We start from the raw sequence: 15,736 nt of genomic DNA on the forward strand, positions 1-15,736 counted from the left end.
ATAAATCGACCTTCAAATACTAACCGATTTTAGCCATAAACTTCTGCAGTTCCTTGTCTACATCGTCCGGCAGCGCAGGTGGTTCATAGTTTTGCAGAGTTTCCTTCCAGAGCTGGTTTGCTACTTGCATCGACTGCAGAGCACCGTTTTGATCCCAAATATCGTAGGAAACGCGATTACTCAGTGTAGCCGGGTAAAATTCGCTTCTAAAGTGAGCAAAGGTGTGGTCCTTGTCAAGGTAGTGTCCAGCCGGGCCAACCATTTTAATGACGTCTGATGCCAAGGTGTCCTGATTTACGTTAATGCCTTTTCTGATCCTTTTTACCATGCCGCAGATTTCATCGTCTACAATAAATTTCTCATAGGAGATGCAGTTGTAAGATTCAAGGATGCCGGCTGCATGCAGCACAAAATTTATGCCGCTCACATGGGCCATTAATAAATTCATCATCGACTCATACCCAGCCTGGGTGTCAGGCAGCTTAGAGTCGGTAATTGCTCCGCCTCCCCTGCAGGGGAGGTTGTAAAACCGGGCAAGCTGGGCAGAAGCATTGGCCAAAATTGCCATTTCCGGTGAACCAATGCTTAAAGCAGCATTGCGCATTTCCGTTATTGTTGAAGCAGAGCCATAAACTACAGGTGTCCCTTCCCGGATCAACTGGGCCAGGACAATCCCTGCCAACACCTCGGCATTTTGTACCACCAGGGTACCTGCCAGCGTGGCCGGGGAGGTGGAGCCGGCCATAGCCAGCGAAGTGATTACCGCAGCTTGTCCGGCTTTGGCATATTCCATTAATGCCCCGAGCATTCTGTCATCATAAATCAATGGAGTAACGGAATTGATCAAACTAATTAAGGCCGGCTTTTTGGACAGGTCTTGTCCTCCAAATAAAATAGACGCCATTTCAACGCTGTCTTTTGCATTTTTAGCACCGGAAGCACTGCCCATAAAACACTTATCGGTGTTTTTGATGCAGGCATAGAGCATTTTAGTAGGACGTAATTCCAACGGTACATCGTTAGGCTCAACCAAAATCCCACCTGTTATGTCCAGGTTTTTGCTCGCCCCGGCCAGCTTGGTAAAGTTTTCATAATCCTCCATGGTGCCTTTCCGTCTGCCCTTATCCAGATCAGTTACAAAAGGTGCACCGTAACCTGGGCTGAAGACCAAGTTATCGCCACCAATGGTCAAGTTGTTCTCAGGATTGCGGGCGTAAAGGGTAAATTGGCTGGGGGCTTTTTTAATTTGTTCCTCAACCAATTGCCTGGGGAAAAATACCCGCACCCCCTCTGCTTTGGCACCACCTCTGGTGAGCACGTCTATAGCTGCTTGGGCCCTAAACTCCACCCCCGTATGCTCCAGGATATCCAGCGTGGCCTCGTGAATTTGTTCCAGCTGCTGCTCTGTCAGGAAACCATATTTTTGCAAAACAACGCACCTCCTAAATTTTTACTTTAATTATTTTTTATGTACTTAGTGCATGTTTTAAAAGCACTGAATAAGTGTATCCTTTGATCCAACCGTATATAACTAGTCCAATGCATTCTGCTTTGCTTTGGAATTTTTGTAGTTTTTTAGTGATATTATTAGTATTCAAAATTTTATTTTAATTTCCTCTATTTGATCTTGCTTTTTAAGTAAGGATCTTGCTAAATTCAATCAAGTTTTACCGGTCGCATGTGATAATTTTGTCGCAATATTTTTATGCCCGTGAAGAAAATGCTTAATCCATAAATTTGCACAAGTTAATTATCTCCTAACAAAAGAGGACTGAGTTTATATAAATACCCAGCCCTCTTACCACTTTCCATTGACCACTGAATTTTATTAAATTCAGCGGTTACTTATACCAGCATTTTGATTAAGTTAACTGCATCATAAGCGCAACCTGCATAACCATCAGCTCCTATTTCCAAAGCATAATCATTAGTTACGGGACTACCGCCTACTATCACCTTTACCTTATCCCTCAGGCAGTGTGCATGCAAAGCTTGAATTGTTTCGGCCAAGGCGGGCATAGTCATTGTTAAAAGGGCTGACATGCCCAGTATATCGGGCTCATATTCCTTCACCGCCTGCACAAAAGTCTCAGGGGAAATGTCAATGCCTAAATCAATAACCTCCATTCCCGCCGCTTGTAAGCTCATTATTACCAACCGCTTTCCTATATCGTGCAGATCACCGGCCACAGTCCCTATTACCACCCGGGGCTTTAAAACTTGGGAGCTACTTTTAAAAAACGGCTCCAAAGCGTACAGCCCTGCTTGCATTGCCCTGGAAGCCATAAGTACATCGGGTATGTAGAGCCGGTTTTGCTTAAATTTTTCTCCAATAATTTCCATTGCGGGCAACATGACGGAATCCACTACTTCTGTTGGCGATAACCCCAGTTGCACTGCCACTTCCACCAGCGTTTTTACTTCTGAAGCTTTTCCCTCAAGTAAAGCGTTGGTTATTTCATGCTTGATCTGCATGCAAAAGGACCTCCTGTACGGCGGTATATTTTATTGTTTAACAACAGTCTGCCGATATTGTAGCGGTGTTAAGCCTTCCCTGCTCCTGAACAGTTTGCTGAAATAACTGGTATTATTAAAACCGGTACTTGAGGCTATTTCCTGTACCGTTTTTAGGGAATTTTCCAACAGCTTTTTAGCTTCTTCCATCCTTACCTTAGTTAAATATTCAACTATTGTATAGCCTGTTTCTTCTTTAAATAAATGGCTAAGGTAGTAAGGGCTTAGATGCACTGTCCTGGCAATATCATCCAACTTTAAATTAAGATGGTAGTTTGCATGTAAATAATCCACAACCTGCTTGACCACCTGGGACTGACTGTCTTGATACCCTCTGCCGGACTTGATGTACTGCTCGATGATGGCAGGAAACCATGGCAGGATTTGATCGGGAGAGCTCAAGGCAGCAAGCTCCCGGGTGTAAAAGTGGTTGAGCTCCAACAGCTCCTTCTCTTCGCCGCCTTTCTCCATCAATGTCCTGGAGATAATCACCAGCAACTCCATGAGGCGTGTTTTTAACAACTCGAAGTTTCCTTCATACTGTTTCAGGCAATCAGTAAGTATGCCTTGCAAGGCGGCCAACACTTGGGGAATATCTCCCATTTTAATTTTTGCCAGCAATTCCTTTTCTTTTTTAAGCGAGTAAAAAGAAAGAGGGCCGGCATTCTGCTTCTTCAAAGCATTTTCCAGTATTTTCCTGGCCTTTATTTCCGCCCGCAACAACATATCCTGCTGTTCCAGCTGCTTTTGCTGGTTCATGCCAATGATGCTGGTCTTGACAATGTGATTGGCCATAATAAACAGCAAGTCGGCAGCCGCTTGCACCTTTTTCCCTGAAATTACCGGGAGCTTTTGAGCTGCAGCAATCAATTGAGCCAGCTCGATATCATAATGCTTAATCATCATACTCAGTTCTATCCAGAAGAAATCCTCCGGTTCCCACATTAACACTTGGCCGCAAATAATAGTGCCCAAGTGGCAACCTTGAAACAAAATAGGTGCAGCCCATTCAATCAGCCCGGCAGGGCAGCGAAAAATGTAGGGCTCACTAATGGAAGCGGCTAATTTTCCAGCTCTGGCATAAGCCTCACTACACCTCATCTTCATTTTTGGGTCTTTGCGAATGATTTTACAAAAGCTGCATGACTCCAAGGGATGTTTTCCTGAAACCAATGGATTACCTTCCAAATCAACTATAAATGCGTTTAAATCAGTGGAGGAATTAAATATTTCCAGAACCTTCAGCAATACATCCCGGTCGGCCAACTCCAAAAGCCTTATTTTATCCATCAACCCACCTGCCTGGATCAAGCAATACTTCCTAACTATTTATTATTTTTCGAACTATTCGACGTGAAACAACAAATTCCTTTTACCATTCATCCCTGAATAAATCTGTTAGTTCTGGTGAAATTAAGTGAAGAACTGTTGCTAAAAATATGGAGGGCAATAATGACTGACTCATATGATGCCATTGTGGTCGGCGCAGGTCCGGCGGGTAGTTCCGCCGCATATATAATGGCCCAGGCTGGCCTGGAGGTTTCCCTGCTGGAACGGGGCGAATATCCGGGATGCAAGAACGTCTATGGAGGCACAATCTACCGTGAACCAACGGAGGAAATTATACCTGCTTTTTGGCATGAAGCTCCGTTGGAGCGCCCCGTTGTTTCCGATGAGTTGTGGCTTGCCGGGCAGGATTCTGCCGTGAAAGTGGGTTTTAGCGGGCTGCGTTTTGCCAAAGAACCATATAATAAATTTACCGCCCTACGCGCTAAATTTGACCGCTGGCTGGCAAACAAAGCGGCGGAGGCCGGCGCGGAGGTGCGTACCAAAGCCCTGGTGCGCCACCTGTTATATGAAAAATCTCTCGTGGGGAAAAATAAAAAAGTATTAGGCGTACAGCTGGACTCGGGGGAAGAACTGCGCGCCAATGTGGTAATCTTGGCTGAAGGTGTAAATGCTTTTCTCACCAAGGAAGCAGGTCTACGCTCCAAAACTCCTGCCCATACCATGACTTTGTATGTCCGGGAAATCTTGCATCTTCCTGCCGAAAAAATTGAGGAACGTTTTAACCTGGAAAAAGGAGAAGGGGCCATTATCGGCATCATCGGTTACCCCACTGCCGGGGCAGTAGGTAAAGCCGGCCTGTATACTAATAAAGACTCTATTTCACTAATTGCTGGAGCTTATCTGGATCAGATGGTGGAAAAAGGTCTGAGCCCCTACGAAATGCTGTGGCGGACTAAGACCCACCCCCTGGTAAAAAGGCTTCTGGAGGGGGCAGAAAGTATTGAGTACCAGTCCCACATGATCCCAAAGGGCGGCTATGCTTTTATTCCCAAACTCTATTTCAGCGGCCTGTTAGTCATCGGCGATGCCGCTATGATGATCAGCGGTCGGCGTGGCACCGACCTGGCCATGTTAACAGGAAAATATGCGGCTGAAACAGTGATCTTAGCCAAAGCCAAAGGGGATTTTACCGGGAAGATGCTGGCCACATACGCTCACAAGTTAAACAGCACATTCTTCATGAAAGATATCAAAACAGGGAAAAATTCCCTCGATTATTATAAAAAGCATCAGGACAGCGATTACCTTCTAGCCAGCACCGCCAACGAACTGGCCTACCAGTTTTTTACGGTGGATATGCTGTCCGATAAGGAGCGGCAGGAAAAAATGATTGGAACTGTGTTGGCCAAACAACTTCCGTTTAAAACTGCAGTGGACTTATACGAAGCCTACAAAAACTGGGAGGTATTTTAGTGCCAATGCAAAAGTTTCACGGCGATCCCCTTGCCTTGACCGATTTAGAAGCAGATGTCATCTCCCATATTGCGCTGAAAAACGAAAGAAAATGCCAGCAAGAATGTACAAATAAACCCTGCACCTACATCTGCCCGTCGGAAGTTTATAATTGGAATTTTAATGCCAATAAAGTGGCCATCGATTATAAAAGATGCATCGAATGCGGGGCCTGTGTTTTGGCTTGTCCGCAGGAAAACATTATTTGGGTTTACCCCCGGGCAGGTTATGGTGTCACTTACCACCATGGCTGAAGGAGGTGTAAGCAATTGCCCGACTGGAAAAACATTTTTGCAGCCCCTGCTGTAAAGCTTTTAAAAAATGAAGCTGTGCCCGGAACAAAATTCAATGAAGCAGCCTTGCACGTGGGGGGGCTGCTCTGCTTTCTTTGAAGTAACAGGGTAAAAAAGTCCCTGCTAGGCGTGACAGGGGTCAAAAGCGTAACATGTGAACAAAAAAGCGATATATTTTTGGTTGAATACGATCCGGAAAAAACGGGAGTAAAAGAGTTGGAGCAAACGATTTTAAAAGTTGCCTTGGCCAAGGGAGCGCGAAAAATGTTGAGTAAAGTTAAAAATTAAATGCGTCTGGTTGGTTGTATGGTCTGAAACAATGCCCCAGACCATTTTTCTCACTTATTAACATACTGCGACAAGATTTTTATATATATTGACTTCGTATAAATTCAAGATGGCAAGATCCTTGTAAAAATAGCAAGATTTACTTACAGGGAATTTTAAAATTTTTTTGAATAATAGCATTAAAATGTTTCTATAATTCCAATGAAATACGCATTGTATTTTTCTTTTAGCCGAAAGGAGGATGACTATCGTTCTGAAACTCGTAACTTAACGTTTTGAAACTGTAGCCAAACTTTACACTAAAGGTTTGAAAGGGGTAGCTTCATTGATGACGAAAGGTACTGGTTCCACAAATCCCACTGTACTTTATGTTTCAGCAGTCATTGTTTTGTTTTTCGTAATATCCGGCATGTTTCTTCCCGAGCAAATGGGCAAGGTGGTGAACACCGTTTTCGCTTTTCTGACAACTAATCTGGGATGGCTTTATTTGTTATCTGTCGGCATTTTCATCGCGGTCGCTTTCGGAATTGCGCTCAGCCGCTATGGACAGATTAAGCTGGGGAAGGATGACGACAAACCTGAGTTCACCAACTTCCAGTGGTTCGCCATGCTGTTCGGCGGCGGCATGGGTATCGGCCTTGTCTTTTGGTCGATCGCCGAACCCATGATGCATTACCTATCTCCCCCCGTTGGAACGGGCGGTACCCCAGAAGCTATGCGCACAGCTATGCGAATTGTGTTTTTCCACTGGGGCATTCATGCCTGGGTCATCTTTGCAATCGGGGGTCTGGCCCTGGCATATTTCCAATTCCGTAAAGGGCTGCCTTTTTTGATCAGTTCCGCTTTCTACCCGTTGATTGGCGACAGGATCTACGGTCCTATCGGCAAAGCCATTGACATCCTGTCAGTGTTTGCCACCGTATTTGGCGTTGCCACCAGTCTGGGGCTTGGTTCCAGTCAGATTGCCACGGGTTTGGAATATGTCTGGGGAATTAAAGCGACACCTGTTTCCATTTCTATAATCATCGCGGTAATTACTATTCTGTTCACCCTTGCCACCGTCTCCGGGCTCCACAGCGCCATGCAAGCCGCTGCCAATATCAAAGTCTGGCTTTCAGTTGTCTTCATGGCTTTCATCTTCCTTTTCGGCGGAACGGTCTTCATCCTGAATAACTTCACAGATGCCCTCGGTGCATACTTCCAGAACTTCATCGGTCAGACCTTGTGGATGGGCAATACGGACTGGTTAAAGGGTTGGACCATATTCTACTGGGCATGGTGGATTGCGTGGGCTCCCTTCGTTGGACAATTTGTAGCCCGTGTTTCCAAAGGGCGTACCATTCGGGAATTCGTATTGGCCGTAACTTTACTGCCGGTCGGGTTCTCCTTCATCTGGTTAGCCATATACGGCGGCGCGGCTTTTAACTTGGACAAATTGTCCAATGGTGCCATCCAGGCGGCCGTTAATGCGGACTACACCACAGCCCTATTCGTAACCCTGAAGCAAATGCCAATGTATTCAATTACCGCCCCCTTGGCAATTGTCTTAATTGTTGCCTCTTTTATCGGAGCTGCCAACTCCGCAACCTATGTTTTGGCCATGCTGACTTCAGGCGGTAACATGGATCCTAGTGAAAAACTGCGGGGCTTCTGGGGCATAACACAAGGCTTTTTAACTATCATGCTGATTCTGGTCGGCGGTACTGCAGCATTGAAGGCCTTGCAAACTGCTTCCATTGCCGCAGCCTTTCCATTCATGCTGATCATGTTGGTAATGTGTTACAGTATTTATAAAGCCCTACGGGAAGATTAGTAAGTTAAAAATGGTTAAAGAGGGTTGAATATAAGATTCAGCCCCCATCTTTCTTATGGCCCTAATTAGGTTGGCAGCGACTTTTTAGGAAATGTTCTCAATCTGGCTAGGGCCTTTTTTAGCTCCGGAGTCTGGTAAATTCCACATCGCCAGGAATAGTGCCTTGGAAACCCTGCATGTAAAACCCGATATCCACCCCGAATAATTGTATATAGCGTTTGACCGTTCCATTGGCCAACAGCTCCTTTCGTTTTGGTGTGGCTTGGAATCCGTGGCCGAGAACGAAAAGTTCCGGCTTTTTTTTATTTAATAATAAGCCACGCTTGATCATTTCAAAAACACCAAGGTCAATGGCATCCAGCGACAACCCGATAAAATAGAGGCGCTCGGCCTGGATAATCAGTTTTATGGCCGCAAGCCAACAATTTTCCAGAGGTGTGTCTTTATGCCGGGGTAAAACGGTAGGACCTACCAGCAGGGGACTGAGTTTTGTTTCCCCGCAGGTTTGGCAATTCATTTTTTCCCAGTCTTTAAAGTCGTAACCCGTAACGTTTAGTTGAGTACAAGCTTCGCACCATGCCCAATTTACCGAACCGTGGAGCTTGACCAGCGGAAAACCGTGCTGTATGGTTCCAGTAAAACCATAATTTAAAGCCCAACCTTTTTCACATTCCAATACATAATCAAGGGCCGTGTCCCAGTTTAAAGTCAGCACTGCATCTTGTCCCATATTCAGTTCCCGGGCAAAGCGCCGGTAGATGTCCACGGAGCCGGCATAATCGGCTTTTGCGGTATCTTTGGCAAACAACCTGCAAATACTCAAGTTCAATTCCCGGCGCAATGTCCTCAAATCTTCTTGAGTGAAACTCCCCAGCCTATGATCTTGAAACAGGGCATAATCAACCACAGAATAAATGTCATCCAGCCTTGGCAAAAACGCGCCGTGGGCAAGTTGACTATTAACTGCAAAGAGCTCCCTCATAAAACGGGCCACACCTGGTTTTTCGGCAATATAGCCGGAGAGTTCCTTAAGAGCCGGTATGCCCCCTGCCTTGGAAGCCCCTGCTCCCAAAATAAACAGTCGCTGCAAAATTTCACTCCTTCACCCGTAAAAGCTCACGGTTCCATTTTAAGCATTTGCCCACCAGAATATTCGTCGCTATTGAAGCAAATAGATTATTTGGAAGTGTGCATAATTAGCAAAATATAGATTATGTTAATAGAGTACCTCAATGCGAGGGTCGCCATAATCATAATTATTATAAAAATTTTACTGTCCAAAGGTTGGCAAATAGTATACAATTTGTCCACGTACAACATTTTTGAATTGGGGGTATTTAGATGGAAAAATGGAAATGTACAGTTTGCGGTTATGTTTACGACCCGGAAAAAGGGGACCCTGATAATGGCGTTAAGCCAGGCACCCCTTTTGAAGAGCTGCCGGAAGATTGGGTTTGCCCGGATTGCGGTGTAGAGAAAGATATGTTTGAGAAGATATAGTTTAAGGCCAGCTAACGCTGGCCTTTACACTGTTATTTTCCCCGGTTTAAAGTGCTCCATTACTTTGGCAGTAACCGCATTTTCTTTGGCGGCTGTCACCTGGAATACTTTTTCCACCGTTTCAGGCAAAATGCACTTCAATACTTTAATCCCTTCCTCAGTGCAGCCGCCAGGCGTAGCCACCTCGCCTACCAGTTCGTCAAAAGTTATGTTCCGCTCTTTGAGCAGTAACGCAGTTCCCAGCATAGTCTCTTTAGCCATCTCCACCGCCAGTTCTCTTTCAATGCCATGCTGCATAGCCTCATTAGCCAGAGAGCCAACCATGTATGCCATAAAAGCCGGACCGCAGCTGGTTATATCGCCGCACAGCCGGAAATGTTCTTCCGGCACCGTAAAGGTTTTGCCGATGTGATCAAGAAGCGCAATTAATTCATTCTTTTCCTCTTCCGCTACCTGCCGGCCAAAAGCTGCTAAAGTAACGCCGTGCCCCGTGCTTTGCGTAACACTGGGGTAAATGCGCACGATTCCGCCCTCCAGCAGCCTGTCCAATTCTTTTAAAGGGGGAGAAAGCAATGTTGAGATGAAAAGTTTGCCCTTTGGAACCTTGGTGCCGATTTCCTGCAAAAGGGCCGGCAGATCCAACGGTTTCACGCAGATAAAAAGCCAATCAGCCTGCTCTGCCACTTCCTTGCTGCTTTTAGCTAAATTAATCCCAGGAAACTCCGTCTTAAACTTCTGCGCTTTCTCCGCAGAGCGGTTAAAGATGTACACGCTGTCAGGGGAAACAGCCTTTTTATTTATGAAGCCCCTGATGAGCATTCCACCCAAGCGCCCGGTGCCAATGATGCCTATCCTTTTCGCCATAAAAACCCTCCCTCTATAATCTTCCCTCTATAATCTTTAATTTTCTTTGAAAATCTCGCTTAATCTTAGATTTTCATTTGTACAAAGTCAATCCTCTTGGACAATATGCCTATTTTTGTATATATCTGGATTAACAAGTGTATACCGACAGAATATGCGTCTTTTAAACGTATTTCGGCCATGTAATCCACTTGTTCTCCGGTGGCAAACCTCCCATGTCTCACAGGGTCTGTGCCCCTAAATTCCTTCGTACTGCCTGCCCATGAGGTGGATGTCAGCCTTGCTCCTTTGCTGGGTCAAATGCCCTTATGGATAAATTTCAACCTGACTATTCCGGCTCGCTTTGTCAATGAACGTAATCTTTAATTAAGCAAGGTTTTTTTACATTTCCAGCACCGCTTGATTGCTTGTTACATTGCAGGAGTTTGACTGTCAAGGGGCCGCGATAGCGGCGACGCAGTCTTTACCCTTGACTGGCAAACGGATGAAATGTAACATTGTCAGTTGCGGTGCGCTTTTTAGGCGGCTTCCTGTAATTCTTGCCTTCTTATATCACTCATCATTTTTTGTGGGTCATAAGCTACGCCTTTTCTCAGTAAGGTGTAAAATATCCTTATGAGCTTACAGCATAAGAGTACTAGCGACTGTTTCTTTTTGAGCGGGTTCTGTGGCCTTGTTGTGTAGTACTGGTGTAGTTCTTTAAATTCGTTGTTCTTAGCCACTATGGGCATAATCCCTTGAAATAACAACGATCTTAGCCTTTTTCGCCCTCGTTTGCTAATAGTTGTTTGGCCCTTATGCTTTCCTGAGCTATTTTCTTTCAGGCTTAGTCCCGCCAGCTTCTGTACCTGCTTTGGATGTTCAAACCTTGTAATATCCCCTACTTCAGCTATAAACCCTGCTGCTGCTATGAGGCCTACTCCCTTGATTTTTAGCATTTCTTCAATACCGGGAATCTGCATGGCTAATTCTTCTATTAGAGCCATTGTCCTTTCATATTGCCTCTGCAGCATTTCATATTCTTCTAGTAGTGTGGCAAGTTCATTTTGAGCTGCTCTTAATCCTTCTCGTACTCCTACTGATATCTTTGCTGCCTCAACTAGTTGGCTGGCTCGTCTAACTCCAACAGCTCTGCTGATTTCTTTTCTCCAGCTGGCAACTATGCCTTCGACGCCTTTTTCAAGTACTTTATCCGGTGTTGGAAACTCTTTTAGCGTTACTATTGCTGCTTTGCCTTCCCAATCCCCAAAGACTCTGTTGAACTCCGGGAAATATATGCTTATCCAGCGTTTAACTCTGTTTCGGATGCTGTTAAGCTGCTTCACTAATCTTAAGCGGGTTTCCATTGCATTTCGTAAATCGCTGTAAATTCCTTCGGGAATGTACGGTTCCATGTATCGACCGTCTTTTACCAGCATGGCAATGGTTTTTGGGTCCTTTCGGTCATTTTTGGTCGGATTATTATCATCCAATTCTTTGCTTCGCTTTACGTGAAACGGATTCACTAGTACTATTTTCAGCTGGTGATCCTTAAGATGCTGGGCAAAGGTAAACCAATAGTGTCCCGTAGGCTCCATCCCAACCATTACCTGCTGCTTCTGCTGTTGTTTTGCCACACTTTTTACCCACTCAGAAAATGTCTTGAAGCCGTTGTTGTCATTATTGAATTTTAGTAGCTTAGCTAGTTCTACGCCTCTGTAATCGAAAGCTCTGGCGTAATTTGTCTCGCTAGCTACATCTACACCAATGATTAAAGTCTTTTCTGTTATTTGCAAAATTCTTGAGTTCTGGTTATACTTCATATTGAGTACCTCCTCTGTTATTTAAGGGTCGCTAGTTAATCGACACCTCGACACCTCGTATGTTAACAGGAGGTACTTCTTTTTTCAAAGCTCATTTTAATTCATTACAGGAATGCTCCTTCAGGTATTTAGTTCGCCCATTAAACGTGCACGAGCGTATAATCTTATTTATACCCGAACAGGTCTGTTTTTTCCTGCAGAAGTTCCACAAAAAATTTTGGGGTCATAAAAGGAAAAAGCCAGCAAAACGCTGGCCTCAGACCGTCGACAAACTATTATTAGCCCGCATGTATTATGGAGCGGGACTGGTTTCCTCTAGGCTGGCAGCGGTGCTGCCGGTAACGGCGTAGGAGCTTATAAATTGGGGACATTCCTCAGCAAAAGCAAACAACATGCATAAGAGGTGTGTCCCCTGCCCGCTGCTCGAAATAATACAGGCGGGCTTTGTCTATAAGCTGAGCCGGCAAAATGCCGGCCTATAATTATTAGCAAAATAATTATAGGAATTGAGCCTCTTTCAAAAGCTCAACAGCCTTCTCCTTGTCCTCGGGAGCAACCATGACGATTGGCCCGGTGCAGCCCATGCCGCTGGTGGCGTAGATGTTGTTCTTCCACAGCACCTGCACCGCATCTTCCAGCTGCAGGATCTCTATCCCCGGGATCTCGGCGGTAACCGGTTTCTCCGGCGGAGGAGTTACTGCGCCGCCGGCTTCTGCTTTCTTGGCGGCATTTGCCGGGCACTCAAAGGAGCTGATGATGCTCTCCCAGCCTGCTTTTTTTGCTGCGGCAAATTCCGCGTTTGCTTTCTCCAGGAGTTTTCCTTTGGCTGCATCACCCGCATAGCGGATTGCCCCGGCTACTACGGGTGCCCCCGAAGCCCGGGACAGGATGCAGATAATCCGGTCGTAGTTTTCCCCTACTCCGGGCCCGTAGCCGTAGCCCAGTGCTTCGTAGTTGCCTCCGCTGGTGTAGGCAGAGAACATCTTCATCAGCACGTTTCCGGTCAGGCTGTCGGTAACCATTACATCTGGCACTCCCAATAGCAGGTCGTTCCCTCGCATCACTACGCCGCCGTCGCTTCTGGCCGACTCGGTAAAGTTGATGGGGTAGCCGTTTTCCTGTAGTTTTTTTAGGGCCCTTTCCACCTGCCGGGCGCCCTCGATATTTAAAATGCCAACGGTTGGGTTGGCCTTGCCGCAGGCTTTGGCGGCAGCTATGCCGTAGAGGGTGTTCTTCAGCATGGCTGTTACCCGTTCGGTGGCAGAGGTGCCGGTGGTGGTGGCTAAAAACATTTCTTTGCCTTTCCCGGGTGTGATTACTCTGCCTACGGTGGATACTCCGATGGGGAAGCTGTAGTGCATTGTTACTGCGGCATCTAAACTGCCTTCGCTGAGCATTTTATCCATAATGGCGTGGGCTTCTTTTTCATCCTGGGCTTGTACCAGCTCTAAACGGGTCTTGACGCCGCTGCCGATGACCACCACTTCCAGGTCGGGGTTTTGTCCCTGGGCCAGCTCGGCGCCGTAGACAAGTTCTTTGGGACCGTGCTCGCTGCCCAGGATGGTTAAGCCTACCCTCACTTTTCTTCCGAAGGTCCCTGTCTCCAGGGCATTGGCAATTTCTTCGAATATCTCGCTGATGGTGTTGCGCATAATTTTACTGTCCACTTTTTTCACCTCCCGATTAGCTATCAGCCGTCAGCTGTCAGCTATCAGCACTCATTTCTTTCATGGCTGGAGAATTAGGTTAACCTTTATGCGAAAATCAGGTTATTCTGCTTTCAAGGTATTGGCAAAGCTCCGCATCGCTTCGGCAATCATCTTCCTGACTTCTTCTTTATCAAACCCACTTTCCACTTTGCCGGAGTTCTTCTCCATGATGAAGGATACTCCGTCAAAGAGGTTGGTGAGTCTTCCCAAGAAAAGGCTGCCTTTGCCGATGATCATGGCTCTTTTGATTTTGCCTTCCAGGATCAGGTCCCGGGCAAAGCCGATGTAGGGTACTCCTGAAGGAATATGGCCCTGGGTCGGTGCAAAGCCCGGCATGCCGAACTCATTAACCACTTTCTCCAGGTCGGCCCGGTCAAATTCCCCTCTTTTTACTCCCAACGCAGCTATCATTTTGTAGTTGGCTTTGGGCACGTCCCCGGCTCCGGCCGGTTCTGTAATTTCGGGGTTCTGCATTTCTACGGAGAACCGGTCGATTTCAGATAGTTTTATTCCTGCTTTGTCCAAGGGGTCGGTTACGATGGCCTGCATTACTGCCTGGGGTGAGGCGCCGGAACCGATCTTATGGCGCCCTACCATGTCGGTGCGGATTACGGGGCTTACGCCGTCGTTTTCACTGATGTGTACGGCAAAGGCGCCCAGCATGTCTTCTAATACCGGCATTTCTTTTTTTACATGGTCTTTGGAGTTCATGCCAAGCTTGGCAGAGGCTCCACCGGCCACTACTACTATGTTCTTGTACACTCCGGCCTGGGCTAATGCTGCTGCTTCCACCAGGGCGTGGGCAGGTCCTGCGCAGAAACCGCGGGTGTCGGAGCCGGTGGCGTTAACGCAGCCGCACACTTCGCCGATGGACTTGGCAAAGTTGCCGCCGCCCCTTTGGTTCATGTCGCCGCAGGCTTCTTCGGAGCATTCGATGATGTAGTCTATGTCTTCGGCTTTTAAATCCGTCTTTGCTAATAACAGTTTTAAGGCAAATACAGCCGATGCTTTGCTGACCAGGTTTTCAAACATTACATGCTCGGTTAAGGCCTGGTCGAACTCATGGGCTTTTTTCACGCAGCCCACCAGTTTCCCCCCCAAGTACATGGGTTCTGCCAGGTGGTCGGCTACCAGTTTCTCCAAATCTTTGGCTTGGGCTGGGTTCTTATCTAATTTGGCTAAGTCTTTTAAGTCTCCTAAGACAGGATGGGCGGAGAGTTTTGCTTTTACTCCCGCCTGGAAGCCTTCTTCCAAAAGCACCAGGTCAAAGGCGTCTACTGCTTTCATTAAGCCGTAGAATTCGTCTTCCGGCATGATTTCCCCGTATTTGCCGTCCCTGCCCCCATTATTTACCGGGTTTTGGTACCAGGGCCGGGGGATGTTATTCAGTTCTTCAGGCAGCATGTTGCCGATGTAGACTTGGTTTGGGGCATATTTCACTGCTTCGTCAAAGCTCCTTAAGGCCCCGGGCAGTTTCTGCAGATGCTCTGAGTCCGGGTTCTTGCGCCGTTCGCTGGTCTGGGTGGTCCCCTGGTGAATCACCATATCGGGTGCTTGAATAAGTGCATAGCTGGCCCCTCTCACAACGGGATAGTTCATCCTGTTCACCTCCATTAGTCACAATTAAGCACCGGCGTTTATCCGGCGCTTAGTTCTATTGCTTAAATATTTATCCACGATAGGTGCTTACTGCTTTTGATGATGGCATCAACATCCAGCACCATTTCCATCATGCTGACTTGATCTTCGTAGACTTGAGCGTCAACTTCATCTTTTAATTCAAAAATATGGTAAGCTTTGAGTCCCAACGAGACTCCTGCTAATGGACCCGCAAAAGTGGGATCGCCTTGGGATACGGTTTCGGCGGCGAGACCAGCAGCTTCAGCTTCTGCTCCCCCTAAAACAACGATTAAATCCTCTTTACCGTATTTCTCCGCAAGTTCTTTAATGCGAGCCTGATTTTCCAGGTCCATTGCGCCGGCGGCAGTTCAGACAAAGCATTCTGTAGTCGAGAACACTACTTCAGCGCCGGCAGACTTGACGCACTCTTCGATAGCCGGACCGGGCACGCCGTCACGGTCACCGAGAATGGCAACTTTTTTGCCTTTCAGCATTTCTTTTGCTCCTTTCTAGGTTTAGTGTTTATTAGTT

At 46.6% G+C, this 15,736-nt stretch carries 14 protein-coding genes and 1 pseudogene; 6 read left to right on the forward strand and 9 right to left on the reverse strand.

Annotated features, from left to right (window positions below; genetic code table 11):
• Positions 1–19: 19 nt before the first annotated feature.
• The 3 genes from EYS13_RS09155 to EYS13_RS09165 form a co-directional block, all read right to left on the reverse strand.
• A complete protein-coding gene (locus tag EYS13_RS09155; protein ID WP_227761947.1) occupies positions 20–1,429 on the reverse strand; it encodes a trimethylamine methyltransferase family protein in 1,410 nt (469 codons plus the stop codon).
• A 416-nt stretch (positions 1,430–1,845) separates the two neighbouring features.
• A complete protein-coding gene (locus tag EYS13_RS09160; RefSeq protein ID WP_227761950.1) occupies positions 1,846–2,475 on the reverse strand; it encodes a cobalamin B12-binding domain-containing protein in 630 nt (209 codons plus the stop codon).
• Positions 2,476–2,505: 30 nt separating this feature from the next.
• Positions 2,506–3,804: a PocR ligand-binding domain-containing protein gene (locus EYS13_RS09165; protein WP_227761954.1), complete on the reverse strand. Its 1,299-nt coding sequence runs from the start codon at positions 3,802–3,804 to the stop codon at positions 2,506–2,508.
• A 162-nt stretch (positions 3,805–3,966) separates the two neighbouring features.
• Between EYS13_RS09165 and EYS13_RS09170 the strand changes: the two genes are divergently transcribed.
• The 5 genes and pseudogenes from EYS13_RS09170 (at position 3,967) to EYS13_RS09185 (ending at position 7,710) form a co-directional block, all read left to right on the forward strand.
• Positions 3,967–5,277 (forward strand): FAD-dependent monooxygenase, encoded by a 1,311-nt coding sequence (locus tag EYS13_RS09170; protein ID WP_227761956.1) that lies wholly within the window; start codon positions 3,967–3,969, stop codon positions 5,275–5,277.
• A gap of 5 nt (positions 5,278–5,282) precedes the next feature.
• Entirely contained in the window at positions 5,283–5,570 is a 288-nt protein-coding gene (locus EYS13_RS09175) for a ferredoxin family protein (RefSeq protein ID WP_227767868.1), read from the forward strand.
• A 15-nt stretch (positions 5,571–5,585) separates the two neighbouring features.
• Entirely contained in the window at positions 5,586–5,708 is a 123-nt protein-coding gene (locus EYS13_RS16270; RefSeq protein WP_265332376.1) for a hypothetical protein, read from the forward strand.
• Positions 5,709–5,723: 15 nt separating this feature from the next.
• Positions 5,724–5,897 (forward strand): annotated as a pseudogene (locus EYS13_RS09180) (hypothetical protein); the annotation flags it as partial.
• Positions 5,898–6,225: 328 nt separating this feature from the next.
• Positions 6,226–7,710, forward strand: a complete 1,485-nt coding sequence (locus EYS13_RS09185; protein ID WP_227761958.1) for a glycine betaine uptake BCCT transporter — start codon at positions 6,226–6,228, stop codon at positions 7,708–7,710.
• Positions 7,711–7,828: 118 nt separating this feature from the next.
• On the opposite strand, the gene EYS13_RS09190 is transcribed toward EYS13_RS09185, so the two are convergent.
• The gene (locus EYS13_RS09190) at positions 7,829–8,800 is read right to left on the reverse strand and encodes an SIR2 family protein (RefSeq protein WP_227761960.1); all 972 of its coding nucleotides are present in this window, start codon (positions 8,798–8,800) and stop codon (positions 7,829–7,831) included.
• Positions 8,801–9,051: 251 nt separating this feature from the next.
• Here EYS13_RS09190 and rd point away from each other — a divergent pair, with 251 nt between their 5' ends.
• Entirely contained in the window at positions 9,052–9,210 is a 159-nt protein-coding gene (gene rd, locus EYS13_RS09195; protein WP_227761962.1) for a rubredoxin, read from the forward strand.
• A 24-nt stretch (positions 9,211–9,234) separates the two neighbouring features.
• Here the strand turns inward: rd and EYS13_RS09200 are convergent, their stop codons facing one another.
• The 5 genes from EYS13_RS09200 to grdA all read right to left on the reverse strand — a co-directional run bounded on the left by EYS13_RS09200 (position 9,235) and on the right by grdA (position 15,699).
• Positions 9,235–10,074 (reverse strand): pyrroline-5-carboxylate reductase family protein, encoded by an 840-nt coding sequence (locus EYS13_RS09200; protein WP_227761963.1) that lies wholly within the window; start codon positions 10,072–10,074, stop codon positions 9,235–9,237.
• Positions 10,075–10,592: 518 nt separating this feature from the next.
• Positions 10,593–11,876 (reverse strand): IS110 family RNA-guided transposase, encoded by a 1,284-nt coding sequence (locus EYS13_RS09205; RefSeq protein ID WP_227761964.1) that lies wholly within the window; start codon positions 11,874–11,876, stop codon positions 10,593–10,595.
• A gap of 497 nt (positions 11,877–12,373) precedes the next feature.
• Complete coding sequence (gene grdD, locus EYS13_RS09210) at positions 12,374–13,528, reverse strand: glycine/sarcosine/betaine reductase complex component C subunit alpha (protein WP_423055336.1); 1,155 nt, start codon at positions 13,526–13,528, stop codon at positions 12,374–12,376.
• A gap of 117 nt (positions 13,529–13,645) precedes the next feature.
• Entirely contained in the window at positions 13,646–15,184 is a 1,539-nt protein-coding gene (grdC, locus tag EYS13_RS09215; protein WP_227761966.1) for a glycine/sarcosine/betaine reductase complex component C subunit beta, read from the reverse strand.
• A 62-nt stretch (positions 15,185–15,246) separates the two neighbouring features.
• The gene (gene grdA, locus EYS13_RS09220) at positions 15,247–15,699 is read right to left on the reverse strand and encodes a glycine/sarcosine/betaine reductase complex selenoprotein A (RefSeq protein ID WP_227761967.1); all 453 of its coding nucleotides are present in this window, start codon (positions 15,697–15,699) and stop codon (positions 15,247–15,249) included.
• Positions 15,700–15,736: the final 37 nt, after the last annotated feature.

It is taken from the genome of Zhaonella formicivorans, from assembly GCF_004353525.1.
In the GTDB taxonomy this organism is placed as follows: domain Bacteria; phylum Bacillota; class DUOV01; order DUOV01; family Zhaonellaceae; genus Zhaonella; species Zhaonella formicivorans.

Excerpts from the sequence above, each read along its gene's own strand:
- EYS13_RS09165 (WP_227761954.1), bottom strand. The coding sequence starts at position 3,804 with ATGGATAAAATAAGGCTTTTGGAGTTGGCCGACCGGGATGTATTGCTG.
- EYS13_RS09205 (WP_227761964.1), bottom strand. The coding sequence starts at position 11,876 with ATGAAGTATAACCAGAACTCAAGAATTTTGCAAATAACAGAAAAGACT.
- EYS13_RS09175 (WP_227767868.1), top strand. The coding sequence starts at position 5,283 with ATGCAAAAGTTTCACGGCGATCCCCTTGCCTTGACCGATTTAGAAGCA.
- rd (WP_227761962.1), top strand. The coding sequence starts at position 9,052 with ATGGAAAAATGGAAATGTACAGTTTGCGGTTATGTTTACGACCCGGAA.
- EYS13_RS09185 (WP_227761958.1), top strand. The coding sequence starts at position 6,226 with ATGACGAAAGGTACTGGTTCCACAAATCCCACTGTACTTTATGTTTCA.
- grdD (WP_423055336.1), bottom strand. The coding sequence starts at position 13,528 with ATGCGCAACACCATCAGCGAGATATTCGAAGAAATTGCCAATGCCCTG.
- grdC (WP_227761966.1), bottom strand. The coding sequence starts at position 15,184 with ATGAACTATCCCGTTGTGAGAGGGGCCAGCTATGCACTTATTCAAGCA.
- EYS13_RS09160 (WP_227761950.1), bottom strand. The coding sequence starts at position 2,475 with ATGCAGATCAAGCATGAAATAACCAACGCTTTACTTGAGGGAAAAGCT.
- EYS13_RS09170 (WP_227761956.1), top strand. The coding sequence starts at position 3,967 with ATGACTGACTCATATGATGCCATTGTGGTCGGCGCAGGTCCGGCGGGT.
- EYS13_RS09200 (WP_227761963.1), bottom strand. The coding sequence starts at position 10,074 with ATGGCGAAAAGGATAGGCATCATTGGCACCGGGCGCTTGGGTGGAATG.